Source organism: Acaryochloris marina MBIC11017 (genome assembly GCF_000018105.1).
Lineage (GTDB): Bacteria > Cyanobacteriota > Cyanobacteriia > Thermosynechococcales > Thermosynechococcaceae > Acaryochloris > Acaryochloris marina.
In genome coordinates, this window is the sequence record NC_009925.1 from 5,529,778 (window position 1) to 5,544,794 (window position 15,017).

The window sequence follows — 15,017 nt, forward strand, 5'->3', positions numbered from 1 at the left end:
CACTGAGTCGTGGCTTCCACTATTTCCAAGTCATCCCATAAGCAGCTCTACTACCTGAACCTATGGATTCAGCGGCTGAACCATGGTGTGGAAGAGGGGCGAATGCTGGTCAATCTGCTGGACTACATTCGTGAGCAAATTAGAGAAAGGACCCACAAGAATTGAATGCTCCTAAAAAGTCCACCAAATGGAAGGGGAAAGGTGATTTAATCAAGCAGCATCTGCAATGTCAAAGTCCATTTTCCCTAGCTGTGCCCCCTGGGCAATCGTCAGAAATAGTCTCGCATCACTAAATAGTCGAATTACGGTAGGTAATGGTTGACCTGAAAAAATCTCATATCTCATTCGAACTCAGTGTTGAAGGAAAACCTAAAAGCAAGGTCAGTGCAGCTTATATTGATATCGGGAATGGCTCAGCCATTTTATTCCTTCACGGTTTTTTCTCAGATGCAATGGTCTGGGAAGGCATCATCACAAACCTCAAAGATAAATACCGCTGTATCAGTCTAGATCTGTTGGGTTTTGGTCATTCTTCTCGATTAGACATTGAATATAAAGTTGATTCACAGGTCGCTTTTGCTAAGAAATTTATGGAAACGCTGGGGATTGAGCGTTTCTTTGTTGTTGGCCATTCTTTAGGGAGTTGGACCGCATCCCGTTTAGAACTTGCTGCCTCTGAGTCAGTATTAGGTCTTGTTCTGTTAGCTCCTGCAGGCGTTGGAGAGTATCTGGAACCGTATCGTATACTCATCCCTTTCTCTTGGAAAACACCAGTTGTTGATTGGTTAATTAACTTAGTCTCCCCTGCGTTGAAATTGACAGGGGCTGGAAATCTAGTACAGGAGATCAAGTTTATTAGAGAGAGGTTTTTGCATGATCCTGTCTTTCAGGCCTGGATACAAAGAGCATTTCGCCTAGAAATCAGTGATGAACTGATCCATGAGGTTGCAAAAAATATCCATTCTCCAACGTTCATTATTTGCGGCGAGTCAGACGAAACGATTCCAGTTGAATTTGGAGAGCACCTTGAAGCAAATATTTCGAACGCAAAATTGCATGTTATTCCAGGTGCAGATCATCAACTCCCCACAAAATGTTGTCAGGTATTATCTGACTTAACTTTAGATTTTGTTAGCGGTGTTGCAGTATGAATAGAGGTTGATGGATTTATGCATTGTTTTATCTCATCTGATGAGCTAGCTGTTTATCCGAGTTAGTCAACGGTTTAAGGCCTGAAGTGTTGGACAGCTTCAGGATATTGTGGAGGCAGAAATGGATTACCTCAGTGTTAACCGGGAATCTTGGAATCGGCGGGCGGAGGTGCATTTTGTCTCTCAGTTTTATGACGTTGATGGGTTCTTGGCTGGCAAGTCATCCCTGACAGAAATTGAGCTAGCCGAACTCCCCAACGTATCTGGACAGCGTCTATTACACCTGCAGTGTCACTTTGGGTTAGATACACTCTCCTTGGCCAGAATGGGGGCCTTCTGCACAGGAGTCGATCTCTCTCCAGTTGCCATCGATAAAGCATTGGAACTTAAGCGAAAAGCTAATCTGGATGCAACCTTTATCTGCTCGGATATTTATCACTTTGATCGAGGAGCAGAACCTCTCTATGACATTCTATTTACGTCTTATGGGGTGGTTTGCTGGCTTCCTGACCTGAGCCAATGGGCTGCAGTTATTTCAGCTAACTTGGCCCTGGGAGGCACTTTTTATATGGCGGAATTTCATCCTGTTTACGATCTCATCGCGGGCTACTCCTACTTTGCACAATCTGATCCAGATATTGAAGAAGAAGGCACCTACACAGAAAATAGCGGCAACTTAAAATCAACACTTATCACTTGGGCACACCCCCTCAGCTCAGTAATCAATGCTCTCATCAATACCGGAATTGAAATTCGTTGCATCAATGAGTATCCTTTTAGCCCCTATCCATGTTTCGAGGGGGTTGAAGAGCGTGAACCCGGTAGATTTTATCTGCCTCATTTAGGACAAAACGTGCCCCTGGTTTACACAATCCAGGGAAGGAAAGCTGCATAAACTCCTGAGGACTGGATTATTTCTAGGATTTAGGAGGGCTTTTTGGCCACAATAAATACAGCTTTGCCTTTGTTGGGTTGCCATTGGTGGTCAATCTTAAAACGAGCATTCGTCAAACTGGTTGCAAGTTCATCTACCGTAAAGACCTTCACCAATGGAAAAAAACCAAAAAATTTGCCGATGGGGGCAATCCATTTAAACCAGGCCATCTGATCTCCTAAGCAGACTGTACTGGTAACGAAAATGCCACCGGGTTTGAGCATGTCAAACACCTTAGCAATGACGGCTTCCTTATCTTCCAATAAATGCAGAATACTGAGACCTAAGACAGCATCAAGGCTCTGATGGGGGATATCCAACTCATCAATGGTGAATTGTTCAAAGGTGAGGTTTGGGATATTCTGAGCAGCGGCTCTAGTCTGAGCGATGTCAATCATATTGGCAGAGAAATCAATGGCTCGAATATGTTTGACATAAGGGGCATGCACGATTGCAGTTGATCCAGTGCCACAACCAATCTCCAAGACTTCCATGTCTGGCTGAAAGTATTCTTGGGTCACTTGTAACTTTTTCTCGTAGGCGGCTACATCGGCAATGGGTTGTTTCAAATATCGATCAGCAATTTTGTCCCAAAACTTCGTAGACTGGCCCATACCCGTTCTCCTTTGATTTATGGAAGATCGTTGCAACCGACAGCGATTCGCTGCTGTGTCTATTCTAAATCCCCCCAACTTCTGACAGACGGCATCGATTTCAGTGACGATGAGTTTGGTATTGCAGAAGATGACCGTTCAGAATCCATCATTCATTTCCCTAGTTTGATCCGGATCACCTAGGTTCCTTAAGTTCCAGATTAGGCTTCCGATCTTCCCTGGAGGAACCGCCTTAGAATCGCGATAGTGCAGGTATGAAATCCATGGAAGGAATCGATCATGTTTGCACCACTTGTTGTCAGATTAGACCATGTCCTTGGCCATCAGCGCTTTATCAGAATACGGGGAAAAGCCATTGCGACTCATACCCAAATCATCAATCAGTTTTGCGATTCAGTTGGACTAGAGCGGCCTTGTCGCCAACACCTGATCAAAGTTGCCCATCACAACGGCAAAAAGCTAGGGTTACTGGCCTAGCCCTTGTGATGCCCATCACCCAGTCAATCTATGGATATCACCACCTGCTTGGCATCGGATCACGGCTATCTCCCTTTATCTAAATCAGCATAGATAGCATCCAGTTCAATCCTCTTTCAAACCCGATATTCTGTCATGAATCGGCAAACGCGACTTATCCAATACCTGCAAGATGAACTAGCCCTCCCCCAGGATGCGCTCTCCTTGGCCACTCGGTTTCAAGATCGCACGGCTACCCAAATTCCGATCATCCTGTGGCAGTATGGCCTCGTTAACATCGATCAATTGGGCCAGATTTACGATTGGTTAGCTTCTGTCTAAAAAGCGTTACTCTTTTGTCACTTTTTAGACGTGTCTTAACGGCTCTCTAAACCTTATTTTTAACCTAAATCATTCTTCAGTTTTTCATCCCATTCTTCTCACACCAACCCTCAATAGTCAGTATTATTACGGTCGTGATAATACTGATTTTTTTATTTATTCCCTCAACAATCCCTTTTCGAAGTTCTCCATAAAATCACTCCGTAAATTCACGATTGTTCTCTCCAGCAAAGACTTGAGACAATAAGCACATATCTGAATCACTCCCCAGTTGTTCCTTCTGTGTTCCCCCTCTCATTACCTTGCGATCAACCGTTCGACTTCGATATTTGTCGTTTTATCCTCTAAAAAAATTTAATATTGATAACCGGCACAATTATTCCCGCAATTTATCTGCTCGCATACGCTTTTGACCATGGATGCCGAAAATTTGATCCGGTTCAGCCCGCTGAATGTTTTGCCGCGCAATCAACGCCTACTAAGTGGGCTGGTGTGTGGATTAGATTTATTCGTCATCCTCGGTCTTCTCTGGATGACGACTTTTTCGTTTGGCCCAGTCAGTTCCGATGAGCTAATGGCCCTGAGTGCGCTTCTGATGTTGATCGTGCCCACTATCTTTCAGAGCGTTGGACGCTATACCTTTCAGCCTGCCAATCCTCCTAAGCTAGACTACTCAAAGATTTGGCTGGGATGGGGAGTTGTCATAGCCGCCTTGCTGTTCCTGGAATATATGAGTCACACCGCTTATCTTTCCAGCCTAGAGACTCGCCTTTGGTTGTTCCTAACCCCTTTGGGACTGTCTCTCCTTAATCCCATCATCCGTGGTCCTTTACAGCAGCGTGTATCAGGAGACTACAACCGTACCGCCATCATCGCGGGCACGGGAGAGATGGGCCAGCAAGTGGCCGATCAGCTTTGCCAAAGCACGAAGTCCGGTATCAAGTTCTGTGGCTACTTTGCTGATAAAGGTACTAAACTCGAAGCCGAAAGCTGCCGACCGCTGATTGGCTACCTGGACGAACTGCCTGATTTTGTCCGACGCTCTCGTATTGATGTGGTTTACATCACCCTGCCCCTAAGTGAAGAAGCAGCCATCTCCGACCTGATTTTAGCGTTGCAAGATACAACGGCCTGTGTGTATTTTGTCCCCAATTTGATGATGCTGAATTTGATGCAGGCTCGGATTCACGACCTCAATGGACTGCCCATGATCGCAGTGATGGAAGTGCCATTCTCTAAGGTTCAGGCCTGGATCAAGCGCTGTATTGATTTTGCGATCGCTGCCCTTATTTCCATCGCCATTTCCCCCCTGATGATCCTGATTGCGATCGCAGTCAAGCTGTCTTCTCCTGGTCCAGTCCTCTTCAAACAGCAGCGCTATGGTCTCAATGGCGGCAATATCGTCGTCTATAAATTTCGCTCCATGCGGGTGATGGAAGACGGAGCAAAAGTCACCCAAGCCACCCAAGGCGATCCACGTATTACTAAAGTTGGGGCTTTTCTGCGTCGCACCTCCTTAGACGAACTGCCCCAATTTATTAACGTCTTGCAGGGTCGCATGAGTCTAGTAGGTCCCCGTCCCCATGCCGTTGCTCACAATGAGCACTACCGCAAACTGATTCAGGGTTATATGCTTCGCCATAAGGTCAAGCCTGGGATAACGGGTTGGGCTCAGGTCAACGGCTATCGAGGCGAAACCGAAACCTTAGATAAAATGGAAAAGCGGGTGGAATACGATATCCACTATTTGAACCATTGGTCCCTGTGGCTCGATATTAAAATTATTTTGCGCACCGCCCTCGTCTTTTTCAACCACCAAAATGCTTACTAGCTCTGTTAAGTTTTTCTGAAAATCGTTCCGGCATACAAACACCTGCGTTAAGCTTGCTCCCGAAAATGCCCTCGACTTAAATGGCTTCATCGTCAAGCAATATTTGAGCTAGAGTGTATCGGGCGAGTGACCGTTAACTGCCCAGACCGGTTTCGTAAGCACCCATCCAATAGGCAGAGTGATGAGCACGTTAGCCAATCGCTACAAAATTATCAAGAACCTCGGCGCAGGCGGATTTAGTCAAGTCTACTTGGCGAAGGATTTACAGCGGGATGATCACCGTCGATGTGTGATTAAAAAGCTGCAGCCCAAATCCGATGATCCCTTCACGGTGAGAACCTCCAGGCGCCTTTTTAAAACGGAGGTTAATGTCCTCCAAAAGCTGGGCAATCATGACCGCATTCCCCAACTCTTTCTCTCCTTTGAAGAAGATCGGCAGTTCTATTTAGTTGAGCAATATATAACAGGCCAGAGTCTCAGTCGCGAGCTGAATTGGTGGCACTGGACCGAAGCCAAAACCGTGGCCTTTTTGCAGGACATTCTGGAAACCCTGGCCTTTGTCCATCGCAAGCAGGTGATCCATCGGGATATTAAACCTGAAAATTTAATCAGACGCGATCATGATCAACGGATTGTCTTGATTGATTTTGGTTCTGTCAAGAAACGTCAGCAGTCTGAACATACTGCCATTGTGGGGACCAAAGGCTACATGCCCCTTGAGCAACTTTTGGGCAAACCTCGCCTCAATAGTGATGTTTATGCTGTCGGTATGATTGCCCTCCGAGGTCTCACAGGCATCAATCCGGCCAAAACTGCTTTTCCGACAGACCCAGATACGGGTGAGTTGCTTTGGCAACATAAAACCGATGTCAGCCCTGAACTGGCCCAAGTTCTCAACACCATGGTCCGCCAGGATCATCGGCATCGTTACCCCTCGGCTCAGGAAGCTCTAAAAGCAGTCAGTCAACTGGGTGAAATCCCAGCTCCGAGTCGGCGTCGTCTACTGCAAGCCGCAGGCTTAAGCGTTATGGGTTTGCTGGGAACCGGCATGGCTTATCCGGCCTTTAGCCAGGAACTCCCCAACCGCAAGCCTCCCTCATCGTTCCCTGGTCATTCACCCGTTGCTGACAAATCTCCCACCCCTGAGCAAGAGGTATCGGTTGAGAAATCCCCCAATTCTGAGGGGAAAGGTACCACCTCCAAGGAGAGAAAAGAACCTTCTCCAGCATCCCCCGCTCTAGCAGCGGCCCCTCAACGTCTGGATAAGCAAGAACTGCTCCGTCGATACGGCTCCTATAACGAGTGTCGCAAGGTTGCGAAAGCCAACGGCATTAAATTCTCGACGACGCCCACTTGGGATAAGTTGGTCTATGCCTTTAGCTATTCCGAAGCCCTGCAACAAATGAGTCAGGTTTATCTCAAGACCTATCCCAACCCGGCCTTGGCGGGCATTTCTCTGGAGCTGCCTCTACAGAGCTGAGCAAACTACTCGAAATCCCACATCATAGGTGAAAAATCCAGAGGTGTTGTAGGTGCGAGACGCAGACCGACAAAGCTTGGGGTTAGACGACATAGAGCCCCCCCGCATGACTCGACGGGCAGTCCCTTCTTGCTCCCAGGCCTGACCATTAGTTGGTGCGCCCTGATAGGTCTCATGCCAAGTATCCTGGCACCACTCGCTCACATTGCCATGCATATCATGGAGGCCAAAGGCATTGGCAGGGAAACTGCCCACCCCTACAGTCTTTTTACGGTATTGTCCCCTGGGACCGTCGCCATAGGCATGGACTCCCCAGTAATTGGCTAACTCTGGTGTAATGGTTTCTCCCATATGAAAGGGGGTTGTCGTCTCCGCACGACAGGCATATTCCCATTCGGCCTCGCTGGGTAAGCGATAATCCCGCCCGGTTTTCTGAGACAGTCTTTTGCAAAAGGCAACAGCATCTTCCCAGGACACATTATCTACGGGGCGACTTAAGGCTTTCTCCCGTGAAGGATTAGAGCCCATAATGGCCCGCCATTGGGCCTGAGTCACTTCAAATTTACCCATGGCAAACGCCGGAACCGTCACCTGGCGCTGGGGTCCTTCGTGGCTCTCCCGATCAGACTCTCGATCAGGAGACCCCATAGTGAAGTTTCCACCGGGGATACTGACCATCTCTAGGGTGACGCTATCGCTCAAACGCTCTTGAAAAACTGAGGCTTTCCCCTCCGTCCGCTTCACAATTTTGCCTTGGGGATTAACTTGCACATAGGCAAATGCGCTATCCAAGGCGGAGACGGTTGCCGTCTGGTCCGATGACAGTTGCTCCAGCGAAAACAAAGACACGGCTGTGTCAATGGGAATGGCTAAATTAAAGCCAGACTTGACGGCGACATTGCCCACGGTTTGGCCTTCTGCCCGACCATGAATGCCCGCGACTTGACCTGAGCGGTTAAGAACAGGTCCACCACTCATGCCCGGTTGGGTAACAGCCGTATAGGTAATGCCATAGCCTCCCGCCTGGGTCCCGACGGAGGTTACTTGTCCCGGGGAAATCGTATATTGGGGCTGAGTAATCGCTAGTCCTGGCAAGGGGAATCCGGCTACAAACACTTCATCGAGTTCGCTTAAGGCATTCTTCCCGGCCAGCTGAGCCACGGCATAAGTGTTTTTGCTATTGATAGTGAACAAAGCCAAGTCGACGTTCCCCCCCGACTGAATCCCTGACGTGTCAATGGGATGTTGCTGACCATCAAAGGTTTCGATGTATGCTTCTTCCCCAGGATTGGTGTCTTTGAGGACATGGCCAGCCGTTAAGGCATAGTAAGTATTTCCAGCTTTACGAATCAATACTCCAGAGCCAGAAGTGCCTTGGGTCACTACTCGTACGGTGATTTTTTTAGCTAAATCTTTCAGGGTTCGCCGGTCTTGGGCTAGGAGCGAGCGCTGCCAAAATCCGACGGACAATAAGGTTCCACCAAATAATAGAAAGTCCCTGCGTTTGATTTCCATATTCCTGAGTTGAAGGGTGACTGCCGGTAGACCTCGGGCGTGATGCGGTCTCGATTGCGGCTCCACTATTCTATGCCAACCTTTTGCGAATCTCCCAACAGTAAGACTTTTGAGGCGATAGCCCCTCTTTCACAACGGCTCTTTTTTACAGTTTTCGGGCTAACTGCTCTAACTGCCGTTGGGCTTGGCTATAGTTCTTGAACTGTCGTTCATCCCGGCGAAATTCAGGCGTATGGACCCGGCGACGCCCGTTCTGAGTCCGTCCGCCATGGACTTTATGCAGGAGCTCATGGTACATCACAAATTCAATCACGTCCTTGGGGAGTTGGTCCGTATCCAGACTCAGACTGATCACCACCCGATCTCGACTCGGCTCATAGTGACCAAATTTGCGGTTGCTGTAGACTTTGCTCCAGGCAAGCCGGGGCTTTTCTAGGTTCTGGTTAAAGTACACCTGATTGACCCGTGCAAACACATCATCCAGATTGTGGACATTGCCTTGAGCCGTGTCCCGCAGATCCTCCACCATCAGATCCAGCGCTAACAGCAGCTCAGAAAATTCTTCCGATAGGGAGTACTCCGTCATGATGGTCGTAGTTTCAGGCGTTTTGCCCAGAAGCATGGAGTCGAGAACCGCTTGGATCACTTCCGGTTCTGCCAAAATAAATCCTTCATTGATCTTGATTTTGAGGTGGGGCGGTTTAAATTGGCAACGATAGAGGGCGCTCATAGGAGCGAATTCAAGCCTGAGATGCTCCAACGCTTTGAATTGCTGAGCCTTGCGGCCAGGCAATGGATTGGCCAAGATCTGTTCAACCCTTGCTTTGGTTTGGCGAGCGGCATGAGCGTGCAGATGGAGATGATCTTCCTGCTGGAGAAATTTCATCCAACCGTAGATTTGTTGAGACTGCGGGGTTAAATTCCCGGGGGTTGCCCCCTGGGCGGTACAGAGCTGCTCGATTTGTGTCGTTCGTTCTCCAAGCTTCTGTTTCAGCTTGTTTTCAGCATCGGTATCGTCGGGAGATAGGTCGGCAATTCGGTCTTGAAAGTATTGGAGCTGGCTGCGAATTCCCTGGATAGAAATTTCCAGCTTTCCCTTCGGTGATGATTGGTTGTTCCCATCAGATTCAACGATTGGTAAACGGTTGAGATTCACCCCTTTCAAAAACCTGTAGGCATTGCGAGATGGCACCGGCAGCTGACTGGGTTTGATCCGAGCCTGGGCACAAATTTGGTCTGTGGCCTGAATCGTCCCTTCCACATACTGTCGAAAGGCTGAGATTTCGTGACTGGGAATGCCAATCTTGAGTTGCTCTCGCACTCGATTAGAGGCTTTCACTAATCCGCGAATTCTCATGAACGGCCTATCAGGATGGACATGAGCAGAATAGCAGACAGAGCAGGGCGATTCCCCATAAGCTACCCCATTCCCTGCCCGATCCGACAAAGTGGATAAAAACCCTGGTTTTTTAAGAAATGCGAAGTTATCTTCCTATTGATCTGTTTTTGGGGTACTACCTCTACAACGGCTATTTGCGGGGAAAAGAAATTGGCGACTCAACATGACAGTCTGCATTACTATCTCAAAGAGATAGGGCGGTTTCCGCTGCTGACCCATGAGGAAGAAATTACCCTAGCTCGGCAAGTCCAGGCAGGTAACCCTCGCGCAAAAAGAAAAATGATCGAGGCGAATCTCCGATTGGTGGTCTCGATTGCCAAAAAACATCAGAATCGAGGTTTGCCGCTACTCGATTTGATTCAAGAAGGTAACTTGGGCTTAAGTATTGCCGTTGATAAATTTGAGCCGGAGCAAGGGAATCGGTTTAGTACCTATGCCTACTGGTGGATTTTGCAGGGGGTGACCCGTTCCTTGCAAAACAAAGGTCGCGTCGTCCGGTTGCCTGTGAAACATTGGCAAGTAGGTAATCAGATCAAACGCACTCGACATCAGTTGAGCCAAGAGCTAGGTCGAGAACCCACCGTCGTTGAAATAGCTGACGCCATGGAGATGGATCTGACCCGCTTGAAAAAGTACCTCCATAGCTTGCAAGAGACGGTGTCTTTAGACAAGTTTGTGGGCAGTGAGCAGGATACAACCCTAGGGGATCTGATTGAGGGGAATGATTCCACGCAGTCCTACCTCGATCTGCTGCTGCAGGATGAGGAATTGTCTGGGTACTTGGCGTTGTTGGATGATCGCCAGCGATTTGTGATTTCTGAGCGATATGGGTTGGAAGATGGTAAACCCAAGTCTATGGAGAAAATCGGCCAAAAGTTGGGGATTAGCCGTGAACGGGTCCGGCAGATTATCAAAAAGGCGATGCAAACCCTAGAGAAATGCGCATTATCGGCTTAGATTAAAAAAAGGGCATGGAAGACCCATACCCTGATTGGTCTCTGTTGTGAAAATTAGGCTTCTGCGTCTACCTCTACTGCCGTAACGGAATTGGCAGAAACTTCAGCTCCCAACTCTAATCGCTGACGGACCTGTTGCTCCACGCTATCGGTAAACTCAGGATTATCAGCAAAATATTGAATCGTATTGTCTCGACCTTGACCGATATTATTGCCGTCAAAGCTATACCAGGCCCCTTTTCGGACGATGATATTGGTTTCTTCGGCCATATCCACTAAGCAGCCCAAGGTGGAGATACCCTGTCCAAACAGAATATCGAACTCGGCAATCCGAAACGGGGGCGCGACTTTATTCTTTGCCACTTTGACCTTTGCACGGATGCCATACATCTCTGTCCCTTTTTTCAGGGTTTGGATCCGACGAATATCCAGACGAACGGAGGCATAAAACTTGAGGGCATTACCACCCGTAGTGACTTCGGGGCTACCGTAGGTGACGCCAATTTTCTGGCGAAGCTGATTCAAGAAGATCACAGTGCTACCAGACTTGCAGATATTGCTGGTGATTTTGCGTAGGGCCTGACTCATCAGCCGGGCCTGCAGGCCCATATGGGAGTCGCCCATATCCCCTTCAATTTCGGCGCGGGGGGTGAGAGCGGCGACAGAATCTACGACCACAAGGTCGACAGCGCTGGAGCGCACCAACTGATCGACAATTTCTAAGGCCATTTCACCAGAGTCGGGCTGACTGACGAGGAGTTCAGAGACATCAACGCCTAAGGCAGCGGCATAAACTGGGTCGAGGGCATGTTCAGCATCCACGAAGGCAGCGACGCCCCCGTTTTTTTGGATTTGTGCGATCGCATGTAACGCTACGGTGGTTTTACCCGAACTTTCTGGGCCGTAAATTTCAATCACACGTCCGCGGGGTAGTCCACCCCCCAAGGCCAGATCCAAGGTTAAAGCACCACTAGAGATGGTTTCGACCTGCATGCGAGCAGCATCACCCAAGCGCATAATCGACCCTTTACCAAAGGAGCGCTCCACATTTTTCAAAACTAAGTCTAGGGCTTTTTGCTTTTCTGATACTTCAGTGATGGCGGCCATACATCTCTCCTGAGAAAGGTGGGTGATTGAATTCATATAGTATACTTGTACTATAAATGTGTCAACCCGGCACAAAGATATAAATTTACAGCCAGTGTGGATGGTTGAGATGGATACCCTTGCTGAACTGATCGGATTTACAGGTAATTGGCTGGTGGGGGCGTCCTTTACCTTGGATCAGGGATATCAATGTTGGGTGATTACCCCAGAACGGCAAGTCTATACAGATGGTGAGTATTATGAGAGTCATCTGATGGCATTGGCTGCCGGTCGTTACTTGGTTGAACAGTCCCTGGAGGTGGAGTAATTATGTGTGGTCGCTTTGCCCTGACGGCAACCCCAGATGAGATCGCCACTGCCTTTGGCCTCCAGAATGTCCCACCGTTTCCACCCCGCTATAATATTGCCCCCAGTCAGCCCGTGGCCGTGATTCGGCAGCTACAGCATCAGCCCCGGGAATTTCGATTGATGCAATGGGGACTGATTCCCAGTTGGGCCAAAGATCCCAGTATTGGCAATAAGCTGATTAATGCTCGCTGTGAAACCGCCCATGAAAAGCCTTCCTTTCGCTCAGCGATTAAGTATCGTCGCTGCCTGATTCCGGCGAGCGGTTTTTATGAATGGCAAAAGGTCGATAAAAGCACGAAGCAGCCCTATTATTTCCACAAGCCTCAACCTTTTGCCCTGGCGGGGCTGTGGGAGTCTTGGAATGATATTGAAACCTGCATTATCCTTACCACCCAGCCCAATGATGTGGTGGCCCCCGTTCATCAGCGGATGCCCGTGATCATCTCTCCTGAAAACTATAAGGTGTGGCTCAACTTTGATACGCAAACCCCGAGTCACCTGTTTCATCTGTTTGACCCGGATTTAGTCCAAGATTTATCGGCTTTGCCGGTGACCACTTTAGTCAACAGTCCGACAGTGGATCGGCCTGAATGTATTGAGCCGATGCTGTAGCCTCTAGCCAAAAACGATGCGTAAGATCCTGCATATCGATATGGATGCGTTCTTCGCCTCCGTGGAGCAGCGAGATAATCCCCGCCTACGAGGCAAGCCCGTCGTGGTGGGTGGACGTCCAGAACAGCGAGGTGCTGTCGCTGCCGCCAGTTATGAAGCCCGCAAATATGGAATTTTCTCTGCCACACCATCGCGGGTAGCGGCCACAAAATGCAAGGACCTGATCTTTGTGGCGCCTCGGTTTGAGGTCTACCGCCAAGTCTCTCAGCAGATTCGAGCTATCTTTCACCAATTTACGGATCTGGTGGAACCAGTCTCTCTAGATGAAGCCTATTTGGATGTGACGGAGAATAAACCTGAAATAAACTCAGCCATGGCGATTGCCCGAGAAATAAAGGGTTTGATTCATCAGGAAACTCACTTAACGGCTTCAGCAGGGGTATCGATCAATAAATTCTTGGCCAAGATGGCGTCTGGATTGGATAAACCCAACGGCCTGTCTCTGGTCGCTCCCGACCAAGCCGAAGCCTTTGTTCAGCAGCTCCCGATTGAGAAGTTTCACGGCATCGGTAAGGTCACCGCTGCTAAAATGCACCAGCTCGGCATTCAAACGGGTGCAGAGTTGCGTCAATGGTCCGAACCTTCATTAGTGCGCCAGTTTGGCAAGGTAGGCCACTACTACTACGGCATCGCTAGGGGTATCGATGAGCGCCCAGTGATTGCCAATCGCATTCGTAAGTCCATTGGCGCGGAGCGCAGCTTTTTTCCGGATATTTCGGGATTGCCTGTTTTGATGGAAGAACTGGATGCGATCGCAGCCCAAGTACACCTGCGATTGGCTGAAAATCAACGGTCTGGCCATACCCTGACCCTGAAAGTAAAGTATGCCAACTATCAACAAATCACCCGCAGTCGGACGGTAGATCATCCCTTATATGAAGTGGATGAAATTTTGGTCCTTGGGAAAGAGTTACTCCAAAGCCATATCGATGAACAGCAGGCCGTCAGACTATTGGGGCTAACCCTCGCCAATCTTGTAGACAAAGACCGTAGTCCCAAACAGTTATCGATTGGGTTTGTCTAAGACCGTTTGGGCAACCCCACAAAAAGCAAAGGATGGTGATTCAAAGTGTCTAATCAACCCAAATTTGAAGCAACGTTCCCCTTTCAAGAGGATGTGCTAGCCTTGCCAGTCGTCGATCTGGATACCACGTCTAGCTGGTATGCCCAAGCATTTGGCATGGTAGAGGTGGAGCGCAAGGATCAGCCCAATCCCACCGTTATTTTAGAAAGAGATGATGTGACAATCGGTTTCTCCATTAATGGTAGAGATGCGTCGCAAGATGGTGCTGCCATACTGGTCTCCAATATTCAGGGCATCAAATCAGAATTGGAAGCAAAGGGGGTGGAGATAGGGAACTGGCGAGTAGACGAGCGAGATGGAAGAAGATTCCAAGTCTTCTTTGTCGTAGCACCGGATGGACTCTGCTATTGCTTCAATGAGCCTATTTGACATATGTTGAAAAGCTATGTTTAGCAATAACCTCAACGGGTTGGGATAAATATGGGCGAATACAAGATTTGCAAGATTATGTAGAGTGAAACAGGATAGCTCAAGGACTAAAATATCAATCTACCTTGGCATAAACATCTTCATCAGCCTTCTGCAAAGCAGGACGTTCCATTAGTCTAGCGAGATAGCTTTTAACTGGACTTTCTTGCTTGAGCATTCCTAGTTTTAATGCCCATAACAACACACCACCAGTCACGATATCCGCAGCCGAAAAATAGTCTTCTACTAAATAATCATTCGTTGTTAATTGCTCATTTAGGGGCTCACATACTTTAGCAAACCATTGTTTAGCTTCTTCAGGGGAAACGGTTTGTCGCGCTTGCTTAGGGAGTACCTTGTTAGGCAAGCCCGGTAATACATGGAACATATACTGTTCAACGGGTGCTTCTAAGGTTAGAGAAGCATAAAACAACCATTGATAGTAATAGGCCCGTGCTGGTGCATCTAGTTGTGGTGCAAAACCATGATCGATATATTTATCAGCCAGATAAGCACATATTGCTGCTGACTCGAAAATAGTGACATTCTCATCAATCAATACCGGCACTTTTCCGTGGGGGTGGAGATGACCATATTTTTTAGAACGAGACATGTCCATCGCCACACGAATTAATTTATAGGAAATATTAAGTTCTTCGAGCAGCCAGCGGGGACGGACTGCCCGTGTAGTCGGCATAAAATATAACTTCATATCTTAAA

Annotated in this window: 18 protein-coding genes; 13 read left to right on the forward strand and 5 right to left on the reverse strand. The window is 48.3% G+C overall.

Annotation, left to right across the window (positions count from 1 at the left end):
- Nucleotides 1-9: 9 nt before the first annotated feature.
- From AM1_RS42325 to AM1_RS24775, 3 genes are all read left to right on the forward strand, one after another.
- Complete coding sequence (locus AM1_RS42325; protein WP_012165662.1) at nt 10-165, forward strand: hypothetical protein; 156 nt, start codon at nt 10-12, stop codon at nt 163-165.
- A 149-nt stretch (nt 166-314) separates the two neighbouring features.
- A complete protein-coding gene (locus tag AM1_RS24770; protein WP_012165664.1) occupies nt 315-1,151 on the forward strand; it encodes an alpha/beta fold hydrolase in 837 nt (278 codons plus the stop codon).
- A gap of 121 nt (nt 1,152-1,272) precedes the next feature.
- Nucleotides 1,273-2,046, forward strand: coding sequence for a class I SAM-dependent methyltransferase (locus tag AM1_RS24775; RefSeq protein WP_012165665.1), 774 nt, complete (start codon nt 1,273-1,275; stop codon nt 2,044-2,046).
- A 29-nt stretch (nt 2,047-2,075) separates the two neighbouring features.
- Here AM1_RS24775 and AM1_RS24780 read toward each other — a convergent pair whose 3' ends face one another.
- Nucleotides 2,076-2,699, reverse strand: a complete 624-nt coding sequence (locus AM1_RS24780; protein WP_012165666.1) for a class I SAM-dependent methyltransferase — start codon at nt 2,697-2,699, stop codon at nt 2,076-2,078.
- Between the two features lie 30 nt (nt 2,700-2,729).
- Between AM1_RS24780 and AM1_RS42330 the strand changes: the two genes are divergently transcribed.
- The 5 genes from AM1_RS42330 to AM1_RS24800 all read left to right on the forward strand — a co-directional run bounded on the left by AM1_RS42330 (nt 2,730) and on the right by AM1_RS24800 (nt 6,808).
- Nucleotides 2,730-2,882 carry a hypothetical protein gene (locus AM1_RS42330; protein WP_012165667.1) on the forward strand — a complete coding sequence of 51 codons (153 nt, stop codon included), beginning with the start codon at nt 2,730-2,732 and terminating at the stop codon, nt 2,880-2,882.
- Between the two features lie 96 nt (nt 2,883-2,978).
- A complete protein-coding gene (gene pgr5, locus AM1_RS24785) occupies nt 2,979-3,176 on the forward strand; it encodes a cyclic electron transport protein PGR5 (RefSeq protein WP_012165668.1) in 198 nt (65 codons plus the stop codon).
- A 135-nt stretch (nt 3,177-3,311) separates the two neighbouring features.
- A complete protein-coding gene (locus AM1_RS24790; RefSeq protein ID WP_010472536.1) occupies nt 3,312-3,497 on the forward strand; it encodes a DUF2949 domain-containing protein in 186 nt (61 codons plus the stop codon).
- Nucleotides 3,498-3,912: 415 nt separating this feature from the next.
- Nucleotides 3,913-5,328: an undecaprenyl-phosphate glucose phosphotransferase gene (locus AM1_RS24795; protein ID WP_012165669.1), complete on the forward strand. Its 1,416-nt coding sequence runs from the start codon at nt 3,913-3,915 to the stop codon at nt 5,326-5,328.
- A 181-nt stretch (nt 5,329-5,509) separates the two neighbouring features.
- Nucleotides 5,510-6,808, forward strand: a complete 1,299-nt coding sequence (locus AM1_RS24800; protein WP_012165670.1) for a serine/threonine-protein kinase — start codon at nt 5,510-5,512, stop codon at nt 6,806-6,808.
- Here AM1_RS24800 and AM1_RS24805 read toward each other — a convergent pair.
- The gene (locus AM1_RS24805) at nt 6,797-8,323 is read right to left on the reverse strand and encodes an SUMF1/EgtB/PvdO family nonheme iron enzyme (protein ID WP_012165671.1); all 1,527 of its coding nucleotides are present in this window, start codon (nt 8,321-8,323) and stop codon (nt 6,797-6,799) included. The two genes, AM1_RS24800 and AM1_RS24805, sit on opposite strands and share 12 nt — an antisense overlap.
- A gap of 145 nt (nt 8,324-8,468) precedes the next feature.
- Nucleotides 8,469-9,680 (reverse strand): M48 family metallopeptidase, encoded by a 1,212-nt coding sequence (locus tag AM1_RS24810; RefSeq protein WP_041660485.1) that lies wholly within the window; start codon nt 9,678-9,680, stop codon nt 8,469-8,471.
- A gap of 192 nt (nt 9,681-9,872) precedes the next feature.
- Here AM1_RS24810 and AM1_RS24815 point away from each other — a divergent pair, with 192 nt between their 5' ends.
- Complete coding sequence (locus AM1_RS24815; protein WP_012165673.1) at nt 9,873-10,679, forward strand: sigma-70 family RNA polymerase sigma factor; 807 nt, start codon at nt 9,873-9,875, stop codon at nt 10,677-10,679.
- 53 nt (nt 10,680-10,732) lie between these two features.
- Here the strand turns inward: AM1_RS24815 and recA are convergent, their stop codons facing one another.
- Nucleotides 10,733-11,785 (reverse strand): recombinase RecA, encoded by a 1,053-nt coding sequence (gene recA / locus AM1_RS24820; RefSeq protein WP_012165674.1) that lies wholly within the window; start codon nt 11,783-11,785, stop codon nt 10,733-10,735.
- A gap of 109 nt (nt 11,786-11,894) precedes the next feature.
- Here recA and AM1_RS24825 point away from each other — a divergent pair, with 109 nt between their 5' ends.
- Genes AM1_RS24825 through AM1_RS24840 form a run of 4 tightly spaced genes read left to right on the forward strand, consistent with a single transcriptional unit; the run spans nt 11,895 to nt 14,258 of the window.
- Nucleotides 11,895-12,092, forward strand: a complete 198-nt coding sequence (locus tag AM1_RS24825) for a hypothetical protein (protein ID WP_012165675.1) — start codon at nt 11,895-11,897, stop codon at nt 12,090-12,092.
- A 2-nt stretch (nt 12,093-12,094) separates the two neighbouring features.
- The gene (locus AM1_RS24830) at nt 12,095-12,745 is read left to right on the forward strand and encodes an SOS response-associated peptidase (protein WP_010472547.1); all 651 of its coding nucleotides are present in this window, start codon (nt 12,095-12,097) and stop codon (nt 12,743-12,745) included.
- A 16-nt stretch (nt 12,746-12,761) separates the two neighbouring features.
- Entirely contained in the window at nt 12,762-13,829 is a 1,068-nt protein-coding gene (dinB, locus tag AM1_RS24835) for a DNA polymerase IV (protein ID WP_012165676.1), read from the forward strand.
- 45 nt (nt 13,830-13,874) lie between these two features.
- Nucleotides 13,875-14,258, forward strand: a complete 384-nt coding sequence (locus tag AM1_RS24840) for a VOC family protein (RefSeq protein WP_012165677.1) — start codon at nt 13,875-13,877, stop codon at nt 14,256-14,258.
- 115 nt (nt 14,259-14,373) lie between these two features.
- Here the strand turns inward: AM1_RS24840 and AM1_RS24845 are convergent, their stop codons facing one another.
- Complete coding sequence (locus AM1_RS24845) at nt 14,374-15,009, reverse strand: glutathione S-transferase family protein (RefSeq protein WP_012165678.1); 636 nt, start codon at nt 15,007-15,009, stop codon at nt 14,374-14,376.
- Nucleotides 15,010-15,017: the final 8 nt, after the last annotated feature.